The sequence below is a fragment of the Streptococcus ruminantium genome, from assembly GCF_003609975.1.
GTDB classification, from domain to species: domain Bacteria; phylum Bacillota; class Bacilli; order Lactobacillales; family Streptococcaceae; genus Streptococcus; species Streptococcus ruminantium.
In genome coordinates this window covers 2,040,245-2,066,546 of the sequence record NZ_AP018400.1, presented here as the reverse complement: position 1 = coordinate 2,066,546, position 26,302 = coordinate 2,040,245, and the positions used below count along the sequence as shown (strand labels likewise).

General features: G+C 39.7%; 21 protein-coding genes and 1 pseudogene. 18 read left to right on the top strand and 4 right to left on the bottom strand.

The features are described from left to right. The first annotated feature begins 198 nt into the window (after nt 1-198). Nucleotides 199-1,320, top strand: coding sequence for a tRNA 2-thiouridine(34) synthase MnmA (gene mnmA / locus SR187_RS09705; RefSeq protein ID WP_120172429.1), 1,122 nt, complete (start codon nt 199-201; stop codon nt 1,318-1,320). Nucleotides 1,321-1,362: 42 nt separating this feature from the next. On the opposite strand, the gene SR187_RS09700 is transcribed toward mnmA, so the two are convergent. Then, a complete protein-coding gene (locus SR187_RS09700; RefSeq protein WP_002941856.1) occupies nt 1,363-1,752 on the bottom strand; it encodes a nuclear transport factor 2 family protein in 390 nt (129 codons plus the stop codon). Between the two features lie 125 nt (nt 1,753-1,877). On the opposite strand from SR187_RS09700, the gene SR187_RS09695 reads away from it, so the two are divergent. The 8 genes from SR187_RS09695 (at nt 1,878) to rpsD (ending at nt 9,707) form a co-directional block, all read left to right on the top strand. Continuing rightward, on the top strand, nt 1,878-2,204 hold the full coding sequence (locus tag SR187_RS09695; protein ID WP_105144116.1) for a winged helix-turn-helix transcriptional regulator: 327 nt from the start codon (nt 1,878-1,880) through the stop codon (nt 2,202-2,204). Nucleotides 2,205-2,345: 141 nt separating this feature from the next. Further along, on the top strand, nt 2,346-2,825 hold the full coding sequence (locus tag SR187_RS09690; RefSeq protein WP_120172506.1) for an NUDIX hydrolase: 480 nt from the start codon (nt 2,346-2,348) through the stop codon (nt 2,823-2,825). Continuing rightward, nucleotides 2,806-4,722 (top strand): tRNA uridine-5-carboxymethylaminomethyl(34) synthesis enzyme MnmG, encoded by a 1,917-nt coding sequence (gene mnmG, locus SR187_RS09685; RefSeq protein WP_120172428.1) that lies wholly within the window; start codon nt 2,806-2,808, stop codon nt 4,720-4,722. The genes SR187_RS09690 and mnmG overlap by 20 nt, the downstream gene beginning before the upstream one ends. A 105-nt stretch (nt 4,723-4,827) precedes the next feature. Beyond that, nucleotides 4,828-6,789: a DHH family phosphoesterase gene (locus tag SR187_RS09680; RefSeq protein WP_120172427.1), complete on the top strand. Its 1,962-nt coding sequence runs from the start codon at nt 4,828-4,830 to the stop codon at nt 6,787-6,789. A gap of 10 nt (nt 6,790-6,799) precedes the next feature. Continuing rightward, nucleotides 6,800-7,252 (top strand): 50S ribosomal protein L9, encoded by a 453-nt coding sequence (gene rplI / locus SR187_RS09675; protein WP_120172426.1) that lies wholly within the window; start codon nt 6,800-6,802, stop codon nt 7,250-7,252. Between the two features lie 29 nt (nt 7,253-7,281). Then, complete coding sequence (dnaB, locus tag SR187_RS09670) at nt 7,282-8,637, top strand: replicative DNA helicase (RefSeq protein WP_024531502.1); 1,356 nt, start codon at nt 7,282-7,284, stop codon at nt 8,635-8,637. A 3-nt stretch (nt 8,638-8,640) separates the two neighbouring features. Next, nucleotides 8,641-8,892, top strand: coding sequence for a Veg family protein (locus tag SR187_RS09665; protein WP_002938218.1), 252 nt, complete (start codon nt 8,641-8,643; stop codon nt 8,890-8,892). Between the two features lie 203 nt (nt 8,893-9,095). Further along, nucleotides 9,096-9,707 (top strand): 30S ribosomal protein S4, encoded by a 612-nt coding sequence (gene rpsD / locus SR187_RS09660; RefSeq protein WP_024531503.1) that lies wholly within the window; start codon nt 9,096-9,098, stop codon nt 9,705-9,707. A 95-nt stretch (nt 9,708-9,802) separates the two neighbouring features. On the opposite strand, the pseudogene SR187_RS09655 reads toward rpsD, so the two are convergent. Then, a pseudogene (locus SR187_RS09655) lies at nt 9,803-9,994 on the bottom strand (tyrosine-type recombinase/integrase); the annotation flags it as partial. A gap of 596 nt (nt 9,995-10,590) precedes the next feature. Between SR187_RS09655 and SR187_RS09645 the strand changes: the two are divergent. The 3 genes from SR187_RS09645 (at nt 10,591) to SR187_RS09635 (ending at nt 15,050) form a co-directional block, all read left to right on the top strand. Then, entirely contained in the window at nt 10,591-12,147 is a 1,557-nt protein-coding gene (locus SR187_RS09645; RefSeq protein ID WP_160113887.1) for an ATP-binding cassette domain-containing protein, read from the top strand. Between the two features lie 113 nt (nt 12,148-12,260). Next, nucleotides 12,261-13,112 carry a helix-turn-helix domain-containing protein gene (locus SR187_RS09640; RefSeq protein WP_160113886.1) on the top strand — a complete coding sequence of 284 codons (852 nt, stop codon included), beginning with the start codon at nt 12,261-12,263 and terminating at the stop codon, nt 13,110-13,112. 420 nt (nt 13,113-13,532) lie between these two features. Further along, nucleotides 13,533-15,050 carry a flavocytochrome c gene (locus SR187_RS09635; RefSeq protein WP_120172422.1) on the top strand — a complete coding sequence of 506 codons (1,518 nt, stop codon included), beginning with the start codon at nt 13,533-13,535 and terminating at the stop codon, nt 15,048-15,050. A gap of 182 nt (nt 15,051-15,232) precedes the next feature. Here the strand turns inward: SR187_RS09635 and SR187_RS09630 are convergent, their stop codons facing one another. Then, nucleotides 15,233-16,543: an ATP-binding protein gene (locus tag SR187_RS09630; protein WP_231996436.1), complete on the bottom strand. Its 1,311-nt coding sequence runs from the start codon at nt 16,541-16,543 to the stop codon at nt 15,233-15,235. Next, nucleotides 16,540-17,253, bottom strand: coding sequence for a LytR/AlgR family response regulator transcription factor (locus tag SR187_RS09625; RefSeq protein WP_120172421.1), 714 nt, complete (start codon nt 17,251-17,253; stop codon nt 16,540-16,542). Before SR187_RS09625 ends, SR187_RS09630 begins: the two co-directional genes overlap by 4 nt. 387 nt (nt 17,254-17,640) lie before the next feature. Here SR187_RS09625 and SR187_RS09620 point away from each other — a divergent pair, with 387 nt between their 5' ends. The 6 genes from SR187_RS09620 to SR187_RS09595 all read left to right on the top strand — a co-directional run bounded on the left by SR187_RS09620 (nt 17,641) and on the right by SR187_RS09595 (nt 26,215). Further along, nucleotides 17,641-20,550 carry a glycoside hydrolase family 3 protein gene (locus SR187_RS09620; protein WP_120172420.1) on the top strand — a complete coding sequence of 970 codons (2,910 nt, stop codon included), beginning with the start codon at nt 17,641-17,643 and terminating at the stop codon, nt 20,548-20,550. Nucleotides 20,551-20,587: 37 nt separating this feature from the next. Then, the gene (locus SR187_RS09615) at nt 20,588-21,067 is read left to right on the top strand and encodes a GtrA family protein (RefSeq protein WP_120172419.1); all 480 of its coding nucleotides are present in this window, start codon (nt 20,588-20,590) and stop codon (nt 21,065-21,067) included. A gap of 249 nt (nt 21,068-21,316) precedes the next feature. Beyond that, the gene (locus tag SR187_RS09610; protein ID WP_120172418.1) at nt 21,317-23,716 is read left to right on the top strand and encodes a glycoside hydrolase family 3 C-terminal domain-containing protein; all 2,400 of its coding nucleotides are present in this window, start codon (nt 21,317-21,319) and stop codon (nt 23,714-23,716) included. 44 nt (nt 23,717-23,760) lie between these two features. Beyond that, nucleotides 23,761-24,774, top strand: a complete 1,014-nt coding sequence (locus tag SR187_RS09605; RefSeq protein WP_024531515.1) for a glycosyltransferase family 2 protein — start codon at nt 23,761-23,763, stop codon at nt 24,772-24,774. A gap of 68 nt (nt 24,775-24,842) precedes the next feature. Beyond that, entirely contained in the window at nt 24,843-25,754 is a 912-nt protein-coding gene (locus SR187_RS09600) for an aldo/keto reductase (RefSeq protein WP_120172417.1), read from the top strand. Nucleotides 25,755-25,762: 8 nt separating this feature from the next. Then, nucleotides 25,763-26,215 (top strand): GNAT family N-acetyltransferase, encoded by a 453-nt coding sequence (locus tag SR187_RS09595; RefSeq protein WP_120172416.1) that lies wholly within the window; start codon nt 25,763-25,765, stop codon nt 26,213-26,215. Nucleotides 26,216-26,302 lie beyond the last annotated feature (87 nt).

Below are 26,302 nucleotides of genomic sequence, written 5' to 3'. Positions count from 1 at the left end.
CTAGACCCTTCAAGTCTAAGTTGAAACGAAACTTGGGCCATATCCTCAGAAAAAGAGAAAATCCTTTAGATTATCAGTATATGAACTAAATTTTCTAATATTAGGATTTGGTACTGAAGACATCCAATTGGATATCTTCACTTTTCATTTTTGTCGGGTGTTTAATGCCCTAGTATCTTAATTGATGGGAGAGAGACTATGAGTGATAACTCAAATATTCGTGTCGTCGTTGGTATGAGTGGTGGTGTTGATTCGTCTGTTACGGCTCTTTTACTCAAGGAGCAAGGTTACGATGTTATCGGCATTTTCATGAAAAATTGGGATGATACGGATGAAAATGGCTTCTGTACAGCAACAGAAGATTATAAAGATGTGGCTGCGGTGGCAGACCAAATCGGTATTCCCTACTACTCTGTCAACTTTGAAAAAGAGTATTGGGATCGTGTATTTGAATACTTCTTAGCAGAGTATCGGGCGGGTCGCACCCCTAACCCAGATGTTATGTGTAACAAGGAAATTAAGTTCAAGGCTTTCTTGGATTACGCTATGACTTTAGGTGCAGATTATGTAGCGACAGGGCATTATGCTCAGGTAGTTCGTGATGAAGAAGGAGTTGTTCATATGCTACGTGGCGCAGACAATGGTAAGGACCAAACATACTTCCTCAGTCAACTGTCACAGGAACAACTGCAAAAGACCATGTTTCCGCTCGGCCATTTACAAAAATCAGAGGTAAGGGAGATAGCAGAGCGGGCAGGTTTGGCGACAGCTAAGAAGAAAGACTCAACAGGCATTTGCTTTATTGGTGAAAAGAACTTTAAAGAATTTCTCAGCCAGTATCTACCAGCTCGATCAGGTCGAATGATGACCGTTGATGGACGTGATATGGGGGAGCATGCAGGTCTTATGTACTATACTATTGGGCAACGTGGTGGGCTTGGTATCGGTGGCCAAGTCGGTGGAGGCAATGAACCTTGGTTTGTTGTTGGAAAAGACCTATCTCAAAACATTCTCTATGTTGGCCAAGGATTCTATCATGAATCTCTTATGTCAACTAGCTTGACAGCAAGTCATATTCACTTTACACATGAGATGCCTGAAGAGTTTACTTTGGAGTGTACTGCCAAGTTCCGTTACCGTCAACCAGATAGTAAAGTTACTGTCAAGGTAAAAGGTGACAAGGCAGAAGTCATCTTTGCAGAGCCACAGCGGGCCATCACACCAGGACAAGCCGTTGTTTTCTATGACGGACAGGAATGCCTCGGTGGCGGCATGATTGACATGGCCTATAAAGACGGAGAGGCTTGTCAGTATATTTAATCAAAAATAAAAGCTTAGCACCCTCGTGCTAAGCTATTTATCTTATCCCCAGAAAGCATCTTCAGCTTTTTGGTCGGCTGAGAAGAGCCAAACTTCCTTGATTTTGCCATCTTCCATACGGAAAAGATCGATACCATTCATGTTTAGTTCTTCACCATCTGTTCGAGTACCGAGGAATGTTACGTTAGCGGCAACAAGAGTATCATTATCTGACACCCAGTTTGTCACTACTTTGAAAGTTCCATTTGTTTTTTCGGCGAAAGTTGCTAGATGTGCTCCGAGTACTTCCTTACCAATTTTAGCACCAGATGTTGAATGATTTCCGGGTTGATGCCAGATAATGTCGTCAGCCATAGTTTCAAAAAGAGCTGCAAAATCACCAGCAATGAGAGCATTGTTATAGGCATTAAAAATTTCCAAGTTTGTTGACATTTGATGTCCTCCAATTTTTTTGATATAGTACAATTATAGCTGAAGCATTCCATTATACAAGTAGGTACTTTTGCATTTGTTGGTATCAATATTGATACTATTGTGATAAATAAAGGAGATTTTTTTTGAAAAAAGTTAGTGAATATGGTATTTGCCCTTTTGCAACAACACAAAAAGTCTTGACTGGTAAGTGGGGATTGGTGATTATCTACCAACTCAGTACAGGAACGAAACGTTTCAATGAACTACAGCGACTGATTCCAGGGATTACCCAAACCATGTTAACAAGGCACCTTAGACAATTGGAGGAGGATCGCATTATTAGTCGCACGATCTATGCAGAAGTCCCCCCTCGTGTAGAGTATAGCTTGACTGAAATGGGCGAAAAATTTCGTTCGGTGCTGGATGCTGTTGAGGCTTGGGGCTTAGAATATATTGAAACGTTAGCGTAACACCAGATTTGAAATTCTACAAATCTTTTGATAGAATAAGAGTAACAATTATCATGATGGTCAAAGCTCATGGGAATTGTAGGCTTTTTTGTCCTGCAATTTTCGAGAGTTTTGGCTATTTTTTGCGATTGGGGAGAGAAGATGGATTTCAGAACCAAAGTTGACAACCAGATTTTCGGTGTTCGTGCCACTGCATTGCTTATAAAAGACGGGAAAATATTTCTCACTAAAGACTCTAAGGGGCGTTATTATACCATTGGCGGTGCGGTTGAGGTCAATGAGGTAGCAGCAGATGCGGTTGTTCGAGAAGTCAAAGAAGAATTAGGAGTTGACAGCTGTGTCAATCGACTGGCTTTTGTTGTCGAAAATCAATTTACACATGAAGGCATAGACTTTCACAACATCGAGTTTCATTTTATCGTGGAGCCTATTGGAGAAATCCCTGAGAAGATGATTGAAGGCCAATTAAAACAAACGTGTGAATGGATTGACCTTGACAATCTTGTAAACTTAGATGTGGTACCAGCCTTTCTGACAAAGGAATTGCCAAATTGGAATGGACAAATGAAACACATCACGAACGTGAAGGAGAAAATAGAACATGACTTACACATTTGCTGAAAATTATGATGTTATTGTGATTGGAGCAGGTCATGCTGGTGTAGAGGCAGGTCTGGCAGCTAGTCGTATGGGATGTAAGACCCTGCTTGCGACTATCAATCTGGATATGGTGGCATTCATGCCTTGTAACCCATCTATTGGTGGATCTGCCAAGGGAATTGTGGTACGTGAAATCGATGCTCTTGGTGGTGAGATGGGACGGAATATTGACAAGACTTATATTCAAATGAAAATGCTCAACATGGGTAAGGGACCGGCTGTTCGAGCTTTACGCGCTCAGGCAGATAAGGCTGAGTATGCGGCAGAGATGAAACGAACAGTGGAGCGTCAGGATAATCTGACTCTGCGTCAAACCATGATCGATGAGATTTTGGTGGAAGATGGCAAGGTAGTTGGCGTTCGGACTGCGACCAATCAGCTATTTTCTGCTAAGACGATTGTTGTGACAACTGGTACGGCACTGCGTGGTGAGATTATTATTGGAGATCTCAAATATTCGTCAGGACCAAATAATAGTTTGGCCTCGATTACACTGGCAGATAATCTAAAAGAGTTGGGGTTGGAAATCGGTCGTTTCAAGACAGGAACGCCACCACGCCTCAATGCTCGGAGTATTAATTACGAAGAAACTGAAATTCAACCAGGTGATGAAAAGCCAAACCACTTTTCTTTCTTGTCCAAAGATGACGACTACCTCCAAGAGCAAGTCCCTTGTTGGTTGACCTATACCAATGAGAAAAGCCATGAGATTATTAACAGTAACCTTCATCGGGCGCCTATGTTTTCAGGGATTGTCAAAGGAATCGGGCCGCGTTACTGTCCATCCATTGAAGACAAGATTGTCCGTTTTGCTGATAAGGATCGTCATCAGCTTTTCTTAGAACCAGAAGGCCGTAATACAGATGAAATCTATGTGCAAGGTCTTTCTACTAGTCTGCCAGAAGATGTTCAACAGGACTTGATTCACTCTATTAAAGGGTTGGAAAATGCCCAAATGATGCGGACAGGTTATGCTATTGAGTACGATATGATTATGCCTCACCAGTTGCGTGCAACGCTTGAAACTAAGAAAATTTCGGGTCTCTTTACAGCGGGGCAAACCAATGGAACATCAGGCTATGAAGAAGCGGCAGGTCAGGGGATTATTGCAGGGATCAATGCTGCTCTAAAGGTGCAAGGTAAGCCAGAACTCATCTTGAAACGAAGCGATGGGTATATAGGGGTCATGATTGACGATTTAGTGACCAAGGGAACAGTAGAACCTTACCGTCTCTTGACAAGTCGTGCTGAGTATCGTTTGATTTTGCGGCATGACAATGCGGATATGCGTTTGACAGAAATCGGTCGGCAAGTAGGTTTGGTGGACGATGATCGTTGGCGAGTATTTCAAATTCACAAAAATAAGTTTGATAATGAGATGAAACGCTTGGATTCTATTAAACTCAAGCCAATTAAAGAAATCAATGAAAAAGTTGTTGCCATGGGCTTTAAGCCGTTGACAGATGCATTGACAGCCAAGGAGTTCATGCGTCGACCAGACGTGACTTATGCTGATGTGGTAGCCTTTATAGGTCCTGCAGCAGAGGTTCTGGATGCTAAGACTATTGAACTGATTGAGACAGAGGTCAAGTATGAGGGATACATTGCCAAAGCCATGGATCAGGTTGAAAAGATGAAACGTATGGAGGAAAAACGCATTCCGGTTGATATTGATTGGGATGATATTGATTCCATTGCGACAGAAGCGCGTCAAAAATTCAAGTTAATCTCTCCAGAAACTATTGGGCAAGCCAGTCGGATTTCAGGGGTTAATCCAGTGGATATTTCTATCCTTATGGTCTACCTTGAAGGGCGTAGTCGCTCCATTTCGAAGAAGAAGTTAAAAGACAGTCAATAAGGCTGTTTTTTCTCTCTATTTCATCTATATGTCAACTATTTTAAAATTGTGTGAGAAGTAGCTTTTTAGCTGAATTTATGGTAGAATGGCAAGCAGAGGTTAGTGATGAAAAGATTTCGATTTTCGACAATTCACTTTGTCATGATAGGCATTATTTTATTTGGAGCATTAGCTCTTGTTTATCGCATGTTTCCAATGGGATTTTATGCAGTTTTTGCGTTGTTTATGAGCCTTTTATTGCTGACTACGTTGTTTATTTACCAAAAACATTCCTATGAATTTAGTGAATTAGAGCAGATTGAGTACCTAAACAACCAAGCTAATTCTGGCTTGATGGCACTGTTAGATAAGATGCCAGTTGGAGTTATTAAGGTTCGACCAGATAACAATCAAGTAGAGTGGTTCAATCCTTTTGCTGAGTTGATTTTTGCTCAGGAAAATGGTGAGTTTGATCAGAAAAAATTACGTGAAATTATCAATGTTGGTCTGGATGATGAGCGAGTTTATGCAAATTTTTCTGGTAAGAGGTACGCTGTATCTGTTGATTTTGAGAAAGGCTTATTTTACTTTTTTGATGCCTCTACAGAATATTCAGCAACCAATAGTTTGATTGGTAGTCGTCCGGTTATCGGGATTATATCGGTTGATAATTATGATGAGCTGGAAGATACTGTGACGGATTCACAGATCAGTCAGGTCAATTCGTTTTTGGCCCAGTATGTTTCAGATTTCTGTCATGATTATGGCATTTACTACCGTCGTGGGACGATGGATCGTTTCTATTTCTTTACGGATTATGCTGTTTTAGAGAAATTGATTGAGAATAAATTTTCTGTTATTGATACGTTTCGTGAAGAAGCTAAAAAGTTGGATCTTGGTTTAACTTTGAGTATGGGTTTGGCTTATGGCAATGAAAATCATCACCAAATTGGGCAAATTGCTCTTCAAAATCTCAACTTAGCCGAGGTTCGTGGTGGAGATCAGGTTGTTGTAAAGGAAAATGATGAGAGTAAGCAGCCACTGTTCTTTGGTGGTGGGTCAGCCTCATCGGTAAAACGGACTCGTACACGAACTCGTGCTATGATGACAGCGGTGTCAGATAAGCTCAAGTCGGTTGATGCTGTATTTGTGGTGGGCCATCGTAACCTAGATATGGATGCGCTGGGTTCAGCAGTTGGAATGCAGTACTTTGCTCAAAATATTATGAATAATGCCTATACTGTATATAATCCTGCAGAGATGGCACCAGATATTGAGCGTGCGATAAAAAGACTGAAGGATGAAAATTGTTCTAATTTGATAACCGTTGAGGAAGCTAAGAAGATGGTGACCTTTCAGTCCTTGTTAATCATGGTAGACCATTCGAAAATTGGTTTGACCTTGGATAAGGATTTTTATGAGCAATTTACACAGGTGGTGGTTGTAGACCACCATCGTCGAGATGCAGATTTTCCAAATAATGCTGCATTAACTTATATCGAAAGTGGAGCTAGTTCTGCTAGTGAGTTGGTGACAGAGTTGATCCAATTCCAAAATGATAAGCACCATAAATTAAATCGCATACAGTCCAGTTTGCTGATGGCAGGAATTATGCTAGATACCAAAAACTTTACATCTCGCGTGACGAGTCGGACTTTTGATGTGGCTAGCTATCTGCGGACACATGGTAGTGATAGTTTGGAGATTCAGCAAATTTCGGCAACAGATTTTGATGATTATCGTCAGATCAATGAGCTAATTTTGCGTGGACAAAAAGTTGAGCCACATATTGTTATCGCTTGTGCTGATAAAACTAAGGAGTATGATACAATTATTCCGAGTAAGGCAGCCAACACGATTTTGGATATGGCAGGGATTGAAGCAGTTTTTGTGGTGACGCAAAATATCAGAGGGTATGTAGCTACTTCTGCAAGGAGCCATAGCAAGGTTAATGTTCAGCGTATTATGGAAGAAATGGGCGGCGGAGGTCATTTTAACCTAGCAGCAGCTCAGGTTTACAATCAAACACTTGAAGAAGTCTGTGCAAAATTGACGGATAAGATCCGTGAAGAAGTAAAGGAAAGTTAGAGGATAGAATATGAAAGTAATCTTTTTAGCAGATGTAAAAGGTCAAGGAAAGAAGGGAGAAATCAAGGAAGTTCCCACTGGTTACGCCCAAAATTTCTTGATTAAGAAAAATTTGGCGAAAGAGGCGACCAATCAGGCAATTAGTGCTCTTCGTGGTCAAGAAAAATCCAAGGAAAAGGCGCATGCGGAGATGATGGCTGAAGCAGAAAGTATTAAGGCTAGACTAGCTGAAGAAGCGACTTTAGTAAAATTTATCGAAAAAGTTGGACCAGATGGTCGTACCTTTGGCTCTATCACCAGTAAGAAGATTGCCGAGGAGTTAGAAAAACAATTTGGTATCAAAGTAGATAAGCGACATATTCAACTGGATCATCCGATTCGTGCGCTTGGTTTAATTGATGTACCAGTTAAGATTTACCAAGATGTAATTGGCATTATTCATTTAAGTATTAAAGAGGCTTAAGCCCAATAGTCAGTGAGGAGGTAGAAGTCTTGGCAGAGTTAGAAGAGTTACGGGTTCAACCTCAGGATATTTTAGCTGAACAGTCGGTTCTAGGTGCAATTTTCTTAGATGAAGGTAAATTGGTCTTTGTCCGTGAATACATTGAGGCTGAAGACTTTTTCAAGCATGCTCATAAGCTTATTTTTAAAGCTATGATTGCACTTTCTGATAAGAATGAGGCGATTGATGCAACCACCATGCGCAATTATTTAGTGAATCATGGTAACTTGGAAAATATTGGTGGCTTAAGTTATTTGGCAGAGATTATTAGCTCTGTGCCAACTGCGGCCAATGCAGAATTTTATGCCAAGATTGTTGCGGAAAAATCAAACCTTCGTAAGTTGATTGCTCATTTGACAGATGCGGTGAACCAGGCTTATGAAGGAGCAGATGGTTCGGATGATATTATTGCTAATGCAGAAAAGGCCTTAATTGATGTCAGTGAGGGTACTAGTCGCAGCGGTTTCAAGCGGATTGATGACGTTTTGAACGTGAATTTTGATAGCCTTGAAACTCGTGCTAAGCAGACTTCTGAGATCACAGGTATTGCAACAGGTTATCCGGCTTTAGATGCTATGACAACAGGGCTTCATGAGGAAGAGTTGATCATTCTAGCAGCTCGTCCTGCAGTTGGTAAGACAGCTTTTGCCCTCAATATTGCTCAGAATATTGGGACAAAATTAGGGTTGACTGTGGCTATCTTTTCTTTGGAGATGGGTGCGGAAAGTTTGGTTGATCGTATGTTGGCATCGGAGGGAGTTATCAATTCGCGGTCCATTCGTACGGGACACTTGACTCAGGAAGAATGGAATAAGTATATGGTGGCTCAGGCAAATTTAGCTAGAGCTAGTATTTATATTGATGATACACCGGGGATTAAAATTACAGAAATTCGGTCTCGTTCTAGAAAATTAGCACAGGAGACTGGGAATCTTGGCTTAATTTTGATTGACTACCTTCAGCTGATTACTGGGACAGGTCGTGAAAATCGTCAACAAGAGGTTTCAGAGATTTCCCGTCAGTTAAAAATTCTGGCTAAGGAATTGAAAGTGCCTGTTATCGCTCTTAGTCAGCTTTCTCGTGGCGTTGAGCAACGTCAGGATAAACGTCCTGTCTTATCGGATATTCGTGAGTCGGGATCTATCGAGCAGGATGCAGACATTGTTGCATTTCTTTATCGTGATGACTATTATGAACGTGGAGAGCAGGAAAACGGAGGTATTCCGAATAATACGGTTGAAGTCATTATTGAAAAAAACCGTTCGGGTGCACGTGGTACCGTGGAACTCATGTTCCAAAAAGAGTACAATAAATTTGCAAGTATTTCCAAGAGAGAGGATGGATAGAGAATGAGCGATGCATTTACAGATGTTGCTAAGATGAAGCAAATCAAGCAAGATATTAAGGATCATGAGGGTCAAATTGTAGAGTTAACGCTTGAGAATGGCCGTAAACGTGAAAAGAATAAACAAGGGCGCATTGTGGAGGTTTACCAGTCACTCTTTATCGTTGAATTTGAAGATCCCAATAATACTTTTGTGGAATCTTATACTTACTCTGATATTTTAACAGAGAAGATTTTAATTCACTATTTGGATTAGAGAATGAAAAGGGCTTTACAGAGCCTTTTTTTTGTGTTATACTAAAGGTCGTGTGAAATAGCAGCAGGACAAAATAAAGCTCGTCAACAGCTTGTCTGCAATACCAGTAACCTTTGCTGTTTGGGCGAAGGCAAGCTGCACGAATTAGGTTTGTCTAAGACGTTATTTCCTACAAATAGTATTATTTTTAGGAGGACATTATTATGTCACGTTATACAGGACCATCTTGGAAACAAGCTCGTCGTCTTGGCTTGTCATTGACAGGTACAGGTAAAGAATTGGCACGTCGTAACTACGTACCAGGTCAACATGGACCAAACAACCGTAGCAAGTTGTCAGAATACGGTTTGCAATTAGCTGAAAAGCAAAAATTGCGTTTTTCTTACGGTTTGGGTGAGAAACAGTTCCGTAACTTGTTCGTACAAGCTACTAAAATCAAGCAAGGTACTCTTGGTTTCAACTTTATGCTTCTTTTGGAGCGTCGTTTGGACAATGTAGTTTACCGTCTTGGTCTTGCAACTACTCGTCGTCAAGCTCGTCAATTCGTAAACCATGGTCATATTCTTGTTGATGGTAAACGTGTTGATATTCCATCATTCCGTGTAGAAGTTGGTCAAACTATCTCAGTTCGTGAGAAATCAATCAAAGTTCCAGCTATCCTTGAAGCTGTTGAAGCAACTCTTGGTCGTCCAGCTTTCGTATCGTTTGATGCTGAAAAACTTGAAGGTTCATTGACTCGCTTGCCAGAACGTGATGAAATCAACCCAGAGATCAACGAAGCTCTTGTCGTAGAATTCTACAACAAAATGCTTTAAGATAAGATTTTATATCGTAGAAAGCCTACAACAGTGGGCTTTTTGCTTTGTCTTAAATGGTTGATTTCTGGGTTTGCTTACCTTTTTGCTCCCCCCTAGAGGGCTTTGAGTGCTGTTTTGTAAAGCGAGACGGCTTTTTTTGCGTTCTCTTTTGAGAGGTGACTATAAATATCCATGGTCATGGATAAGGTCGAATGGCCTAGCCTATGCTGAAGTTCCTTGTAAGGTATGCCAGAGTTAAGGAGTAAACTGGCGTGGGTATGGCGGAAACCGTGGAATCCGATATTGTGGCATATTGATTTGGTATTTTTGAGTGCTTACTATGGTTGAGATTGCAATATGTTATAACACATTTTGTAAGTTTGAAGAGGAATGGATGCAATGTTTTTTGCTAAAAAATATCAAAATAATTATATTTAAATAAAAAAGGTGGAATTTGTTATAAAATGTGTTTACATAAAATAAGAAAAGATATAATATTGAATCATCCTAAAAAGCCAGAAGAAATAGGAATCCGATATGTCAGTATTGCACAATTTAAAAATTGTCTCGAAAGGAAGCTGGTGCAAATTTGCTTATTTTCCGCGGAGGATTATGTAACAGTAGTAGTTATAAACATACAATCCATACTTATCAAATGGATAAAATTGATGGGGATTAAGGACTCAAAAGTATTCATTGTAAGTAGGGTGGATGTAAGCTTTCTTCTTTGTTCGTGGTTAGCTGATTTAACTACTGGTACTTCAGGGATCCTTCTTGTTTTGAAAAGATACCATGTATTCAAAACAGAAAACATCATTGTCCCAAGCTATTTTTTCACTTTAGATAAGGAGTTATCATGAGATTAACACAGTATTTCAACAATAGATATATTGGTGCAGCTTTGTTTTTTGCTCTATTAACGGGTTTAGACACTCTCGTCATACCTGTTATGGTAAGCGGCATCATAGAAAATATTCAAAGTGGGGACTTACAGGGATTGCTTAAGGTCTGCCTATATGGTATGTCAGGTTATATCTTATTGAAAGGAACATATTGTTTATGGCAAGTTTTTAACGATAAGGCACTCATTTATTTCTCTGAAAAAGTAAAGTTGGCAGTTTTTAAGCGAACTTTTACAAGCCGTCAGGTAACTGAAACAATCCAAAACATGCTGTATCATGATATTGCTACCTTGCAAAGTGATTATTTAGACTCTTGGATCAAACTAATCTATTGTATCTGGTTTTCTGCGGTTTCTGCAATTTATATTTTTACAATTAGTTGGCAGGTATCCTCCATATTTATCGGATTTTCTTTTCTTCCGATAGTTCTTCCTCAGTTTTTTTCTAAAATGATCAAAAAATCAAGTGAAGTCTCAAGTGAAGCCAATGAGAATTTTATCAGGGAAGTGAATGAAAATTTGCGAGCTATCTCAACTATTAAACATTATCAAAGAAGTTCTTATTTTCTAGAGCGTTTTATAAAATCCTTAAATAAGGCTGAGCAGAGTTGCTATAGATTGGGACTTATTCGTAATTGGATCAATCTGGTATTAGGGGTTGCTGGAGGAGTTGCAGGTTTACTACCATTTGCCTTGGGAGGATGGTTGGCGGTCGAGGGTAAAGTTAGTGTCGGTGGACTTGTTGCTGTCTTTTTAGCAAGTGATAGAGTCCTAAGTCCTTTAGAAAATGCCCTTAACTACTGGAATAATATCAATGCTGCAAAGCCCATCAAACATAAGGTAGAAAGATATTTAGAGAAGAACAGCTTACCTCCTCGTTCAACAGGCAAGAAGAGGGCAGTTAATCAGTTCTCTTTTGAAAATAGCGCGATTGGACATGAACAACCTTTATACACACTAAATGCTAAGGTTAAGAAAAATGATAAGATCCTTTTAATGGGGGAGTCTGGTGCGGGGAAATCTAGCCTTTTTGAAACTATTTTTAGAGAGATAGATCCTATCAGCGGAACAATTCGTTTAGACAATTGTGTATTAGGTGAGTTTTCTCAAGACGACTTATATGCGACGATTGGCTATATCCCACAAGAGATTGTACTATTTGATGATACACTACGCTTTAATGTGACGCTTGGGGAAGAATTTCTAGAAGATGAGCTTATCAGTGCTTTGAAACGAGTTGGCCTAGGTGAGCTTGTAATGAAACGAGGTTTGGATTTTTCAGTTGGCAATAACGGGGAAGAGTTGTCAGGAGGTGAGCGAGCAAGGCTAGCTATCGCTAGAGTTTTGATAAGACAGTACAATATCCTTTTGGTGGATGAATTTTCTGCTTCTTTGGATAAGAAGATTGCTGAGCATATCCGAAAAATGCTATTGGAAATGGATATTACACTTATTGAAATTGCACATCATTATAGTGAATCGGATAAGATGCTTTACAATCAAGTCTGGGAATTAAGAAATGGACAAGTGGTTATCGAGTCAATGACTAAAGTATAAATTTAATTCTGAATAAAATAACGAATGGAAGAGCAATCAAATAGATGATACAAAATCTTTTCGCCCAGATTCGTGTTATAATGAAATAAATAACAGCAAGACAGGTAGAGATGATGAGAGAAAAGATTGCTCGTTTAATTCAAAATAAACGAAAAGAAAAGGGTTGGACCCAAAAAAAATTATCAGAGGGTATTTGTACCCAAGCTCTCATCAGTAAAATTGAAAAAGCAGAAGTTAGTACATCAGTCGAACTATTTGATGCTTTGGTTAAAAAGTTAAAAATTGATCCCTACTACGTTCAGGAGTTTTTTCAGGAAAATATGGAAGGGAGCAATCGCTTTTACACTGCTGAAATCCGAAATCTCTTGTACAAAAGAGACTATGATACACTAGCCTACATTATTAAAGTTACAAATAAGAATCAGGTTACGCGTCAGGAACGGGAATATTTCAAATACATGCAAGCCATGATTTATTATGGAAAGCAGGGAGATGTTCAGGAAGCCATTGAAGAGTTTTTTACTCTGTTTCATGAAGCAGAGGATGAGGTTTTGCGTCTACGTGCTGGAACGATGTTGGGAACTTTGTATTCAGAAATAGGGAAATTTGAAGAGGCTATTTCCATTTCTGAAAGCATCTTGCCTCATTATCGTCAAGCATTTGAAATTCAGCAGCAGCTCCATTTTCTTTATGGATTTTCCAGAACTCTTGTCCTAGCTGAAAGGTATGATGAGGCTTTAATTCATGGAAATCAAAGTTTGAACTTACAGAGAGAACATCACAGTTTATATTTGTTAGGCCATACTTTGCTTTTAAGAGCTAATATTCTTTATGCTAAGGGTTTACCAAGAGAAGCTCTATCTGTGTTAGAACAAGCGATTGCTGTTTATCAGATTGAAAATGATGATTTGGTAAGAATTGCAGCTGAATCAATGCGAGAACAGATTAAAGGAGAATTGAAATGAAAAGATTAAGATATTGGTTTATTGCGGGATTACTATGTACCAGTTCCTTATTATTTGCAGTCCTCTTGATTCCACCAGTTGTTGGAAAATGATAGATGCCATTTGGGTGGTTATTTTAATCCCAAAGGTTTCACAAAAAAAGTTAGAAACTCGCACTTTAGTGGGATTCTGACTTTTTAGTTTTGTGTTGTAGAGAAAATTGTTTACTCTTAGAATCATTCCGCCCTTATGTTTATGCTTCAGATTATAATATCAAGCAGAAGTAGACAAAACATCAACTCCATGCTTCTAAATGTGCACAGATATTTAACAGGGACATACTTTAATGATGCAAGTTTGTGAAAAAACTTTCAAAATACATTGAAAAACATTTCACAATCTTGTATAATACTAGAGTAAGATAAAAATTGGAGGTTTACCATGAAAAAGAAGGCTTGGTTAGGCTTATTGATGAGTCTACTTGCTGTAGTGTTTTTAGTAGCATGTGGAGGAAAGTCAGAGAAGGCTAAGACATCTTCGTCTGCAACAACATCTTCCTCAAAAGAAGAGGCTGTATCGGGTGCATCTGAAAAAGTATATACTGATCCATCTGAGCTGAAAGATAGCTATGATGTTATCGTCATTGGTTCTGGTGGTGCGGGGATGTCTGCTGCAATTTCAGCTAAAGATGCTGGCGCCAATGTTGTCGTATTGGAAAAAATGCCTATTGTTGGCGGAAACACTGCCAAATCATCGGCTGGGATGAATGCTTCTCAGACGAAATTTCAAGAAGCAGAGGGTATTAAGGATACAAATGATAAATTCTATGAAGAGACACTCAAGGGTGGTAAGGGAACAAATAATCCTGAATTACTTCGTTACCTTGTAGATCATTCGGCTCCTGCGATTGACTGGTTAGATGGTATGGGGATTACCCTTAGCAACCTTACTACCACTGGTGGTATGAGTGAAAAACGTACTCACCGCCCAGCGGATGGTTCAGCTGTTGGAGGGTACTTGGTCAATGGCCTTTATCGTAATCTTGTTGAACGGAAAGTTCCGATTTTTGTGAATGCAGACGTTACAAAACTACAAGATAAAGACGGTGCTGTAACAGGTGTTGAAGTGAAGATTGCCGGCGAAACTAAGAAAGTTTCTGCCAAAGCAGTTGTCTTGGCTACAGGTGGTTTCGGTGCAGATTTGGATATGGTTTCTAAATTCAAACCAGCTCTTAAAGGTTATGTGACGACAAACCAAGAAGGTTCAACTGGTGATGGTATCGCACTTGCTGAATCAGAGGGTGGTGCGACTGTAGATATGGATCAAATCCAAATTCACCCAACTGTCGAACAAGAAACTTCTTACTTGATTACGGAAGCAGTCCGTGGTGAGGGTGCGATTCTTGTAAATTCTAAAGGTGAGCGTTTCTTCAACGAAATGGAAACACGGGATAAAGTTTCAGCAGCTATCAATGCTTTGGAACCAAACTATGCCTACGTTGTTTTTGATAGTGCGCTGAAAGATCGTGTGAAGGCTATTGCTCAGTATGAAGCAAAAGGTCTTGTGAAGACTGGTGCAACCATTGCAGATTTGGCTAAAGAAATTGGTGTTTCTTCCGATGCTCTCCAAAAAACACTTGATACATGGAACAAGGCTGTTGCAGATAAAAATGATGAGGCCTTTGGGCGTAAATCAGGTATGGACCATGCTTTGAACACAGGTTCTTACCATGCTATTAAAGTTGCTCCGGGTGTTCACCATACGATGGGTGGTGTGAAGATCAATACAAATACTGAAGTATTGAAGACAGATGGTTCAACAATCACTGGCTTGTATGCTGCTGGTGAAGTAACTGGCGGAGTTCATGGTCAAAACCGTATCGGTGGTAATGCAGTGGCGGACATCATCGTATTTGGTCGTCAGGCTGGTGAGCAAGCAGCAAGCTTTGCGAAAAAATAATCATCCTTTTTTGGAAGTTTCATGAAGGATAAGATTCTATCTGTTTTGGATAGGATCTTTTTTTAAGCTGCACCAGGTTATCGAAGGTGCTACTGGGAGTTTTTGGGAAAGAGGTATAAATGTTGATGGGTCTCTACATTCTTTTATAGACATGAAAAAATCCCAAGACAAGTGGGATTTTTCTATGGATATAGAGGGAGGATAATTTTTAGCTGTACCCAGTTATCTTCCTTATTGAGTGTCAGATTTCCTCCATATTTATTGGTTACATATTCCATGCTTTTCAGACCAAATCCGTGATAATCTTTATTGGATTTTGAGGTTTCTGGGAGTTGACCTGTGGATAAGTCTAGCGAGGAGGTATCATAGTTGTCTAAGCGGATGATGAGAAATTGCTCATGGCTAGCTACTTTTAAGGTAATTAGGCGTTGCTCAGAATGATTGATTTTTTCCACAGCTTCAATAGCATTGTCGATGGCATTTCCAAAGAGAGCTGAAATATCCATGACATCCATGAAGTGGAGTAGTTCTCCTTGGACGATACAGGTAAAGTTAATGCCGTTTTGTAGACAATAATGGTTTTTTTGGCTGAGAATGGTATCTAGGACGGGATTGCCGGTTTCAATTTTAGCTTCAAGTGTCTGAATAACTTCGCTCATTTCCCGTAAATATTGGTCCTTCTTATTTTTATCTGCTTCTTGCTGAATGATGGCCAGTTGATGCTTCAAATCATGGACCTTACGGTCAAGGAGTTCACTATTTTCACGATAGGCTTGATATTGCTTATATTGAAGTTGAAAAATATTATTGATTGAAGTCAATTCTTGTCGCAGGTAGCGGTCATATTGTTGGGATTCTTGAGTGAAAAGGAGCAGGAGGCCAGAGAGATTAACAGTTGTTCGGAGGATAAAAATATTAGTCGAATCTTGAAATTGACGTGTGCCAGATAGGATGAAACCAATATTACTGAGAACAAAGATGGATAAGGTTGTAAAAACTGCAACAGTGACATCTCGCTGTTCGATGATTTTCTCCAGTTCTTCCAAGTGAATTTTTTTATCTTGGAGGTAGATAAGAAAATAAGCAGCCAATGAACTTATCAACAGGAATACCCCTTGTGTCCACAAGTTATCCATAGGTTGTTGATAAATTATTAAACAGTAGAGATGCCAAGTGATTGAGGCTACTAATTCTGCAGCAATAAAGGCTTTTGCTGTCAAATAGAGAGTGGTTTTCTTGTGGATAACTCCTAGCCATTGAACAGATATAAACATCCAAGTGATGTTGACTCCCATTCCTAAGGGCCAAAGGAGCAGGGGAAGTGTGCTAGCCAGAGTCTGAAGCAAAATTTGGACGAGAAAAATGATGGTAATTCGCAGACTATACCGCAACCAATTTCCGTGTGATATGATATAAAAACACACCAATAAACAAGCTGAACTTTCTGTCATGGCAGTGTAGACACGAGGAATATCCGGGAAACTGACAATCATAACAGACTATCTCCTATAAAATGTGTGAGGGCGGCCATAAACTCCTTTTTCCTTGGTCGACTAATTGGTAGAACGATACCTTTTACATAGACTAGGTTTCCTTCTACTTTTTGAACTTGAGAGAGATTGATGATATAAGCTGAGTGTGTTCGTACAAAGAGTTTTCTATCCAGCAAGGCTTCTAAATTTTTGAGTGTGTTGTGAGTGATAGTTGTTTCACCGTCTATTGTATGGATATGAACTTGGTGACCCTGACTTTCAAGGTAGATAATGTCTTCCTGACATAGCTTCAAAGTGGATTGTTTGCTCTTTATATACAAGCTTTGTTTTTCCTGAGCAGCAAGTAATTTTCTGAGAATTTTTTTGAAATGTTCCTCAAACACAAAGGAATTGAGTGGTTTTAGAAGGAAATCAATGGCTTCAACAGAGTAACCTTGAATGGCGACATGGGAATGGTTAGTGACAAAGACCAATAGGACATCCTTATCTAGTGAGCGAATTTTTTGGGCGGTGGTCATACCATCCATAACCTCCATTTCGACATCCAGATAAATAAGATCAAATTGTTTTTGATAGTCACTAGTAATATGGAGACCGTCATTAAAACAGTCGATCTCGACAGCTATTCCAGCTTGTTGACAATAGGTTTTGATGTAACTTGATAGTCTTTCTTGTTCAGCTTTTTGATCTTCCACAATAGCGATTTTCATGAGACTTCTCCTTAAAATTAGGTGATGAATGCTTCGTTTGAGGGAGAGTTGTTAGCTGTGCCCTAATTTCCTAAGAGAGATAGAAGCATCTTGTATCTTTTTCTTAGAAAAATCTGGATGAAGTAGTTGAACCAAGTCTTTATACTCTAGTATCCACCCCCTATTTTGGGATAATAGTATCACTTTTATTGTAAATATTCAATCAAAATTTTATATTTTGTAGAATAATAGACTTATCAAATATGCCTAAAGATTGCAAGTGCAAATTATGAAGCAAAAACGACAGATTATCAAGAAAGGGTTTTCATTAGATGAGTTAGTTGATATAGTATATTCAAGAAAAAGAAAAGGCTTACATAAAAGCTGGAACATTTAGGAGGAAGTTCTATGAGGACTTTGAAAAAAGTTAGTTTAGCAGGTCTAGCTACTTTAGCAGGTAATGCTGGAGTAACTGTATTTGCAGAAGATTATGCTCGTTCCTATCAGGCTTGGGATGCAGCTATGGTTGTAAAAACAACTTTGCTTTGTGCAGGTTTAGCAGTAGTTGCTTTATTTGGTTACACTATTTATCGTGGAGTGCAGAACAAGGTTTTCACAAGTAAGAAAAGCAAAATTTTCACTACGTTGCTTGCCCTCCTAGGTGTTATCATTATTGGTGCTAACTACGCAGTCAATATGTTTGTCAATGTCATTGATACCTACTTTGCTCCATCTTACGCAGATCAAGCAAAAATTGTGGAGGCAGAAACCGTCTCTAAAGATTTGGTAACAGAAATTCAGGAAGAGGGAACGGTACTTCTTGAAAACAAGAATAAAACCTTACCATTCAAAAAGTCATCAAAAGTTAATATTTTTGGGATTTCTTCTGTAGCTGTGACCTATGGTGGCTCTGGTTCGGGTGCGGCAGATGAGTCAAAAAATATAAACTTGCAACAAAGTCTTGAAGATGCAGGTTTTGAAGTGAATGCTGAGTTGACAGAATTTTACAAGGGGCATCTTCCTAAAAAAGAAGGTGGGAATATCTTTTCACTGAATGGCGGGGACTATAATATTTATGAGCCGACTCAGGACAAGTATTCAGATACATTATTGAAAAATGCTAAAAAGTTCTCCGACACGGCCTTAGTTGTTATTTCACGTAATGGTGGTGAGGGCGCTGATCTTCCGCAAAATATGGCTAACTACCAACAAGGAGACAAGGATAAGCATTATCTTGAACTTCAGAATGTTGAAAAAGCTATGCTAAAGACGGTAACGGCTAATTTTGATAAGGTTGTTGTGTTGGTCAATTCCTCCAATGCAATGGAGTTGGGCTTCTTGAAAGACACGGGTGTTGATGCAGCACTTTGGATTGGTGGTCCAGGCTCAACAGGTCTTAATGGCGTTGCTAAAATTCTTGCAGGTGATGTCAACCCATCAGGTCGTTTGGTGGATACTTACGCTTATGACATGACTACAAATCCAACTTATTGGAACACAGGTGACTTCTCATATACGAATACCACATATGAAAAAACACCTTGGGGAGCGAAGGAACCACAGACATTCAATTACAAATTTGTCAACTACCAAGAGGGAATCTACCTCGGTTACCGCTACTATGAAACACGTTTTGTGGACAATACAACAGGGAAAATTGACGAGGAAGCTTATCATAAAACGGTTCAATACCCATTTGGTTATGGTCTTAGTTATACAAGATTCACACAAAATATTACCAGCATGAAAGAAAATGGTAACCAAATTGAGGTAAATGTAAAGGTTACTAATACCGGAGATGTTGCTGGTAAAGAAGTAGCACAGGTTTACTATACAGCTCCTTACGTAGCTGGTGGTATCGAAAAATCTCATGTTGTTCTTGCAGGTTTTGGTAAGACTGACAAGTTGGAACCAGGAGCAAGTCAAGAATTGAAGATTTCATTTAACCGCGATGATTTGGCATCCTATGACTATAAAACGGAAAAGGCATATGTTTTGGATGCTGGAAACTACGAAATTAAATTGATGAATAATGCTCACGATGTTTTAGACTCTAAAACATATACAGTGTCTCAAAAAGAAGTTCGTAAGCAACGTTCAACAGATAAGGCAGAAGTAACAAATGCTTTTGAATACGCAGTTGGTGATGTGAACTACCTTAGCCGTCATGATTGGAGTGGTACTGAGCAGACAGAGCGCACAAAGGACAAGGAAGCAAGTGAACAAATTGCTAAGGAAATTGATAATACAAACTTCCGTTTTGATGGAAAATCAGAAACATCAAGTGAAAAAGTAGAGACTGAAAATAATGGCCTTCGCTTGGTAGATCTCATTAAGGCAGATTATGATGATGAGCGTTGGGAAAAATTGGTTGCTCAAATGTCTGTTGATGAAATGGCTAGCCTAATCGGTTTTGGAGGCTATGCTACTCGAGCGATTAAGTCAGTTGATAAACCAGCGGTAGTTGATTTAGATGGCCCTGCGGGTATAAATGGTATCTTCCAAGGGATCAAGGGGATTCAGTATAACTCAGAAGTTGTGGTTGCATCTACCTGGAACACAGATCTAGCGAAGAAAATGGGAGATGCTTTTGCTAAGGAAGCATTGGCGCATGGTATTGTCGGTCTATACGCACCGGCAGTGAATATTCACCGTTCACCATTCTCAGGACGTAACTTTGAATACTATTCAGAAGACCCACTGATTTCAGGTAAAATGGCAAGTTCTCTTGTTGCTAAAGCGCTTGAAAATGGAGTATATACTTTCACCAAGCACTTTGCACTCAATGATCAAGAAGATAACCGCGAAGGGGTAGCTACTTGGTCCAATGAGCAAGCGATCCGTGAAATTTATCTAAAAGCTTTTGAAATTCCAGTTAAAGAAGGTGGAGCAACAGCGATTATGTCATCCTTCAACCGTATTGGTACTCTTTGGGCGGGAGGAAATAAGGATCTTCTAAGTACAGTTCTGCGCGACGAATGGGGGTTCCGAGGAATGGTGATTACTGACTATGATGGACATGGTTACATGAACCCAGATCAGGCTATTCGTAACGGTGGAGATCTCATGTTGTCAACGCTTGGAGATGCTCCAACGGTCGCTTCAACCGGTACAAAGGAAGGAGTAGCTGCCTTGCGTAGAGCTTCAAAAAATATCCTCTACACAGTTGCCCACTCAGCAGCCTTTGATATTTATAAACCAAAAGTGAAACTGTGGTTAATTTCTCTTGTAGCTGGTAATGTTATTCTTGTCAGTCTGACTGCATTAGGCATGTACAAGTTAACAAATAAGAAAAAAGAAGAGAAGGAAGTAGCCTAGCAAGGGGGAACTTCCCTCTTGCTTTCAAGGAGGTTGTATGAAAGAATGGATTGCCAAACACCCAGATTTGTGGGAGTTTATCAAGTTTAATGTCCTATCAAATATTGCGACGATTACAAACTTTTGTGTTCTTTGGCTGTCAACCAATTATTTCTTTACAGTCCTGTCAAGTCAACCTTTCCACTGGTTTATCTTTCATTATTCCATAGAAAATGGTGGTTTGAATGGTTTTCTATCCTTCCTTTTAGCCTATGCAGTAGCACAAGTTGTCAACTATATTGTTCAAAGGCAGTTGGTATTTGGAGCAGAAAATGATATTTCTAAAACTCTCCATTGGTATATCTTGACTGTTCTAATTGCAGGAATTTTGTCTATTGTTCTGCCACCATATACCACTCAACTCTTCACATCTTGGGGCTTGAGTTTGGGATGGGCACAGATAGCGGCTAATTGGGTCAATATCTTGGTCCAGGTAGCGGTTAACTATCCGATGATGAAGTTTGTAATCATGAAGTAGGATGAAAAGTTTCTCTCTAGGCGATAGTTTAGGGAGACTTTTTGGATACTTTGCGAAAATCTTTTCAAGCAGTCTTCAGCTTATTCTAAAAAATGAAAGGTTCCGTAATCAATTGTATTTCCTTGTTTATTTTGGATTTTCATTGGAGGTGAACAGATTATGCTTGAAATTGTACAGATTATGAAGAAAGCGTTTTAATCATCCCTTATCTTTGCTAAGATAGGGATGATAGAAGATAAGGAGAATAGCATGAAGTACGCAGATCTTATTCAAACATTATCGCTAGAAGAAAAGGCAGCTCTTATGTCAGGAAAGTCTGTCTGGGAAACGCAGGACTATCCCGAAAAAGGTATTCCGTCTATTTTTTTATCTGACGGACCACATGGCATCCGAAAACAAGAAGGCGAAGGGGATCACTTAGGTCTCAATGCCTCTATTCCAGCTACTTGTTTTCCGACAGCTGCTACTTTGGCAAATTCGTGGGATGTGGACTTAGTCGAGCAAGTTGGGCAAGGTCTTGGTGCAGAGGCTAACAGTTTAGGGGTCAATGTTATTTTGGGACCAGGGCTTAATATCAAACGCAGTCCCTTATGTGGCCGAAATTTTGAGTATTATTCAGAAGATCCCTATCAGACAGGGAAGTTGGCGGCTGCAATGATTCGTGGAATCCAATCCCAAGGAGTTGCAGCAACACCAAAGCACTTTGCTGTAAATAGTCAGGAACTACGTCGTATGGCTTCCGACTCAGTAGTGGACGAACGTACTTTGCGAGAAATCTACCTGACTGGATTTGAAATAGCTGTGCGAGAAGGAAAGCCTCAGGCTCTTATGTCGGCTTATAACAAAATAAATGGTATTTATGCGAATGAGGATAAGCGACTATTGATCGATATTCTTCGTGATGAATGGGGCTTTACAGGCTTTGTTGTATCGGATTGGGGTGGCTCAAATGACCATGTACTAGGTGTTGAAAATGGGAGTCATCTGGAAATGCCTGGTACCAAGAAAGTTGGACAAAAAGAGATTATTGATGCTGTCAAGTCAGGACGTTTATCAGAAAAAGTATTGGATGAGCGTGTAGATGAATTGCTCAGCCTTGTATTGGACTTGGCTAAGACTGAGCGACAATCTGTAGACTATGCTAGACAGCATGAGTTAGCTCGTAAAGCTGCATCAGAAAGCATTGTACTGTTGAAGAATCAGGATGATATTTTGCCTCTATCCAGCGATATAAACATTGCACTTATTGGTGATTTTGCTAAAAATCCACGCTACCAAGGAGCCGGTTCTTCTCTTATCAATACTAGACAACTGGAAAAAACAGTAGATTGTGTTAAGGATTATCCTTTAACCATCATTGGGTACGAACAAGGTTATCAGCGAGTAGACAAGGAAGATAAGGACTTGCTTGACAATGCTGTTAAGCTAGCTCAGAAGGCGGAAGTAATCTTGTACTACATGGGACTTGATGAGATGAGTGAGAGTGAGGGTTTGGATCGTCGTCATTTGAGTCTTCCAAAAAATCAATTAGATCTATTAGAAGTGTTAGTACAGACTGGCAAAAAGATTGTTGTTGTTTTATCCGCAGGATCTGTTGTAGATATGAGCTGGGATCGGAATGTTCACGGAATTCTTCATGGATATTTATCAGGTGAGGCCGGTGCAACTGCTATGCTCGATGCCTTGACAGGTCGTGTCAACCCAAGTGGGAAATTGAGTGAAACGTATCCTGTTGGCTTGACGGATATTCCATCATCGGCAAATTACCCAGCAGAAGGAGAATTTGCTCTTTATAAAGAGGCTCTTTATGTTGGTTATCGCTACTTTACAAGTGTTGACAAACCTGTCAAGTATCCGTTTGGGTATGGCATGTCCTATACAAGTTTTGCGTATGATCAATTAGAAGTATCCGAAGCAGGAGCAGCTATAACAGTAACCAATATCGGATCAGTAGCCGGTGCAGAGGTTGTTCAGCTTTATGTAGGAAAAGAAGACAGTCAAATATATCGTCCGACCAAGGAATTGAAAGGCTTTAACAAGGTCTATCTAAAAGCAGGAGAATCCAAGCGTATTTTTATTCCATTTGATACCTATACTTTCCGTTATTTCAATCGTCAGACAGGTCAGTTTGAAGTGGAAGGTGGCAGTTACCTGTTATATATCGGAGCGAGTAGCAGTGATATTCGGATTGTTGGTGAAATCATACAGGAAGGAACGAGTGAGAATTTTCCCATCTCTGAGCAGCTTCCTTCCTATTTGGCAGTGCAGGTTGAAGCAGTGTCCAATCGGGAGTTTTCCCAATTACTTGGTCGTCCAGTTCCGGAAGAATTGTGGCAGGTTGGTCAAGAACTAGGTATGAATGATCCTGTGTTGAAGCTTCAATTTGCCAAGAGTGTTTTGGCGCGATTTGTTCACAAGGTGTTAGCAGGTTTGCTCAAAAAGGCAGAACGAAAAGGAACTCCAGATCTCAATTTACTCTTCCTTTACAATATGCCGTTTAGAGCCATGGCTAAGATGACCGGAGATTTGCTGGATCGGGCTATGGTAGAGGGAATTTTGATGATAGCAAATGGACATTTTTTCAAAGGACTTGTGCAATTATGGAGAGCTTACCGAACAAAAATAAAATACCAAAAGCAACTTTCTTAAAAATATGATAGAATAGTAACAAATTGTGTCAAATGGAGAGAAAGATGACCTTACTAAGCATTGCTATTCCGAGTTACAATTCGGAAGCCTACCTTCATTACTGTGTCCAGTCCCTTGTGATTGGTGGAGACAAGGTTGAAATTTTGATTATCAATGATGGTTCAACTGACCGAACCCAAGAAATTGCAGAAGAGTTGGCGGCTCAATTTCCAAATGTTCGTGCTATTTACCAAGAAAATAAGGGGCATGGTGGAGCAGTCAATAGAGGAATTCGAGAGGCTAGTGGTAGGTATTTTAAGGTAGTGGACTCAGATGACTGGGTAGATACTAGAGCCTATTTGAAAATTTTAGAAAGTTTGCAGGCTTTGGAGGATCAAGGAACTCCTGTTGATGCCTTTATCTCCAATTTTGTTTACGAAAAAGAGGAGCAATCTCGGAAAAAGTCCATGTCCTATCGGACAGTTTTACCTGAAAATCGTATTTTTGGCTGGGAAGATGTAGGAGCCTTTTCTAAGGGGCAATACATCATGATGCATTCCCTGATTTATCGGACAGAATTACTACGCGAAGTTGGTCTGGTCTTGCCAGAACACACCTTCTATGTAGATAATATTTTTGTTTTTACACCTTTACAGGCTGTGGAGAGGATGTATTACTTACCAGTAGATTTTTATCGCTACTTTATCGGTCGAGATGATCAGTCCGTCAATGAATCTGTCATGATTAAGAGGATTGACCAGCAGCTTAAGGTCAATCGTATTTTGGTAGATAATCTAAATTTGGAGGAGATTATAAATCCCGATTTACGGAGTTATTTGCTCAATCATGTGGAGATTACAACCATTATTTCATGCGCCCTTCTCAATCGTGCAGGAACTGCTGAACACATGATGAAAAAACAGGAACTTTGGCACTATATACGAGATCACAATCCAGCTTTGTTCAAAATTGTCCGTAATGGATTGTTAGGACAACTGACTAACTTGTACGGTTATCCTGGTCGAAAAATTTCTAATGCTGTTTATAAGATTGCCAAAAGAATTTATGGTTTTAATTAAAACTCAGTGAGAACTGGGTTTTTCTGTTATAATAGGATAAGAAAAGCGTTTACAAAGGAGTTGACTAGATGCAACAATTAGGAAAGACAGGCATAGAGGTGCCACGTATTGCTCTGGGCTGTATGCGTATGGCTAGTCTGAGCGAGCAAGAAGCAGCTAGAGTATTGGAGACGGCAGTTGGTCAAGGGATTAACTTTTTTGACCATGCAGATATTTATGGTGGTGGAGAATCTGAGGTTCGTTTTGCTCAAGCGGCTAAAATGGTGGGGATCAGGCGTGAGGATATTTTTCTCCAGTCTAAGTGTGGTATTCGGAAGGGGTATTTTGACTTTTCTAAGGACTACATTTTGGAGTCGGTAGATGGGATTCTTAGGCGCTTAAATACAGATTATTTGGATGTTTTAGCCTTGCATAGACCAGATGCCTTGATGGAGGCTGAGGAAGTAGCGGAAGCCTTTTATAATCTGAAAAAAGAGGGGAAGGTTCATCATTTTGGAGTCAGCAATCAAAATATTTATCAAATGGAATTGCTCCAGTCTTATTTGGAACAGCCGCTCGCAGTCAACCAGTTGCAGTTGTCACCGGCACACACTCCACTGATTGATGCAGGATTTCATGTTAACATGAAAGATGATGCAGCAACTATGCGAGATGGAGGTCTTATTGATTACTGTCAGCTCAAAAAAATTACGATTCAGGCTTGGTCTCCGTTTTTGATTGACTTGCAACAGGGAGTTTTTGATAACCATCCGGACTATGTTGCATTAAATCAGACGATTAGAAAAATAGCAGAGCGCTACCATGTTTCACATGAAACAATTGTGGTAGCTTGGATTTTACGTCATCCAGCTAAGATTCAGACAATTGTTGGCTCTATGAATCCAGAGCGTCTAACAAAGATTGCGCAAGCAAAGCAGATTGAGCTGACTCGTCCAGAATGGTATGAGATTTATAGAAGTGCAGGTAATATATTGCCTTAGAGGTGCCTATGCAGTGGAAAATAAAAGAATTTGATCAACTAAGTTTACAGGAACTTTACAGCTTGTTGACACTCCGGACAGATGTATTTGTTGTGGAACAAGCTTGTCCCTACCCAGAATTGGATGGAAAAGATCCAGCTTGTCTTCATCTTTTAGGAATGGATGGTGATGAGTTAGTGGGCTATTTGCGGCTATTACCATCCGGACAGAGCTATGAGGAAGCTTCCATTGGCCGTGTCGTTATCAGGTCAAGTCATCGTGGGCGAGGACTAGGTAGACCCATGATGGAATGTGCCATTCAATACATCACCAAGGAATGGAAAGAAGAGAAGATTAAGATTGGTGCACAGGCGTATTTAGAAAAATTCTACCAATCACTTGGATTTAAACCAGTTTCTGAAGTATATCTGGAGGATGGAATTCCTCATTTGGATATGCTTTATACTAAACCAGCTTCCTAAAGCTGGTTTTTCAATTTTATTGTTAAATTCCCCCAAAAATCAGCTGTTTTATGGTAGAATGAATGGTATAAAATCAGTAAAAGAGGA

Bases quoted from the DNA above. Each gene is read 5' to 3' on its own strand.
- mnmG (WP_120172428.1), top strand. From the start codon at position 2,806: ATGACTTACACATTTGCTGAAAATTATGATGTTATTGTGATTGGAGCA.
- SR187_RS09630 (WP_231996436.1), bottom strand. From the start codon at position 16,543: ATGATTGTCAGTTTCCCGGATATTCCTCGTGTCTACACTGCCATGACA.
- SR187_RS09605 (WP_024531515.1), top strand. From the start codon at position 23,761: ATGACCTTACTAAGCATTGCTATTCCGAGTTACAATTCGGAAGCCTAC.
- mnmA (WP_120172429.1), top strand. From the start codon at position 199: ATGAGTGATAACTCAAATATTCGTGTCGTCGTTGGTATGAGTGGTGGT.
- SR187_RS09620 (WP_120172420.1), top strand. From the start codon at position 17,641: ATGAGGACTTTGAAAAAAGTTAGTTTAGCAGGTCTAGCTACTTTAGCA.
- SR187_RS09610 (WP_120172418.1), top strand. From the start codon at position 21,317: ATGAAGTACGCAGATCTTATTCAAACATTATCGCTAGAAGAAAAGGCA.
- rplI (WP_120172426.1), top strand. From the start codon at position 6,800: ATGAAAGTAATCTTTTTAGCAGATGTAAAAGGTCAAGGAAAGAAGGGA.
- SR187_RS09635 (WP_120172422.1), top strand. From the start codon at position 13,533: ATGAAAAAGAAGGCTTGGTTAGGCTTATTGATGAGTCTACTTGCTGTA.
- SR187_RS09640 (WP_160113886.1), top strand. From the start codon at position 12,261: ATGAGAGAAAAGATTGCTCGTTTAATTCAAAATAAACGAAAAGAAAAG.
- rpsD (WP_024531503.1), top strand. From the start codon at position 9,096: ATGTCACGTTATACAGGACCATCTTGGAAACAAGCTCGTCGTCTTGGC.
- SR187_RS09595 (WP_120172416.1), top strand. From the start codon at position 25,763: ATGCAGTGGAAAATAAAAGAATTTGATCAACTAAGTTTACAGGAACTT.
- SR187_RS09665 (WP_002938218.1), top strand. From the start codon at position 8,641: ATGAGCGATGCATTTACAGATGTTGCTAAGATGAAGCAAATCAAGCAA.
- SR187_RS09700 (WP_002941856.1), bottom strand. From the start codon at position 1,752: ATGTCAACAAACTTGGAAATTTTTAATGCCTATAACAATGCTCTCATT.
- SR187_RS09680 (WP_120172427.1), top strand. From the start codon at position 4,828: ATGAAAAGATTTCGATTTTCGACAATTCACTTTGTCATGATAGGCATT.
- SR187_RS09600 (WP_120172417.1), top strand. From the start codon at position 24,843: ATGCAACAATTAGGAAAGACAGGCATAGAGGTGCCACGTATTGCTCTG.
- SR187_RS09615 (WP_120172419.1), top strand. From the start codon at position 20,588: ATGAAAGAATGGATTGCCAAACACCCAGATTTGTGGGAGTTTATCAAG.
- SR187_RS09625 (WP_120172421.1), bottom strand. From the start codon at position 17,253: ATGAAAATCGCTATTGTGGAAGATCAAAAAGCTGAACAAGAAAGACTA.
- SR187_RS09690 (WP_120172506.1), top strand. From the start codon at position 2,346: ATGGATTTCAGAACCAAAGTTGACAACCAGATTTTCGGTGTTCGTGCC.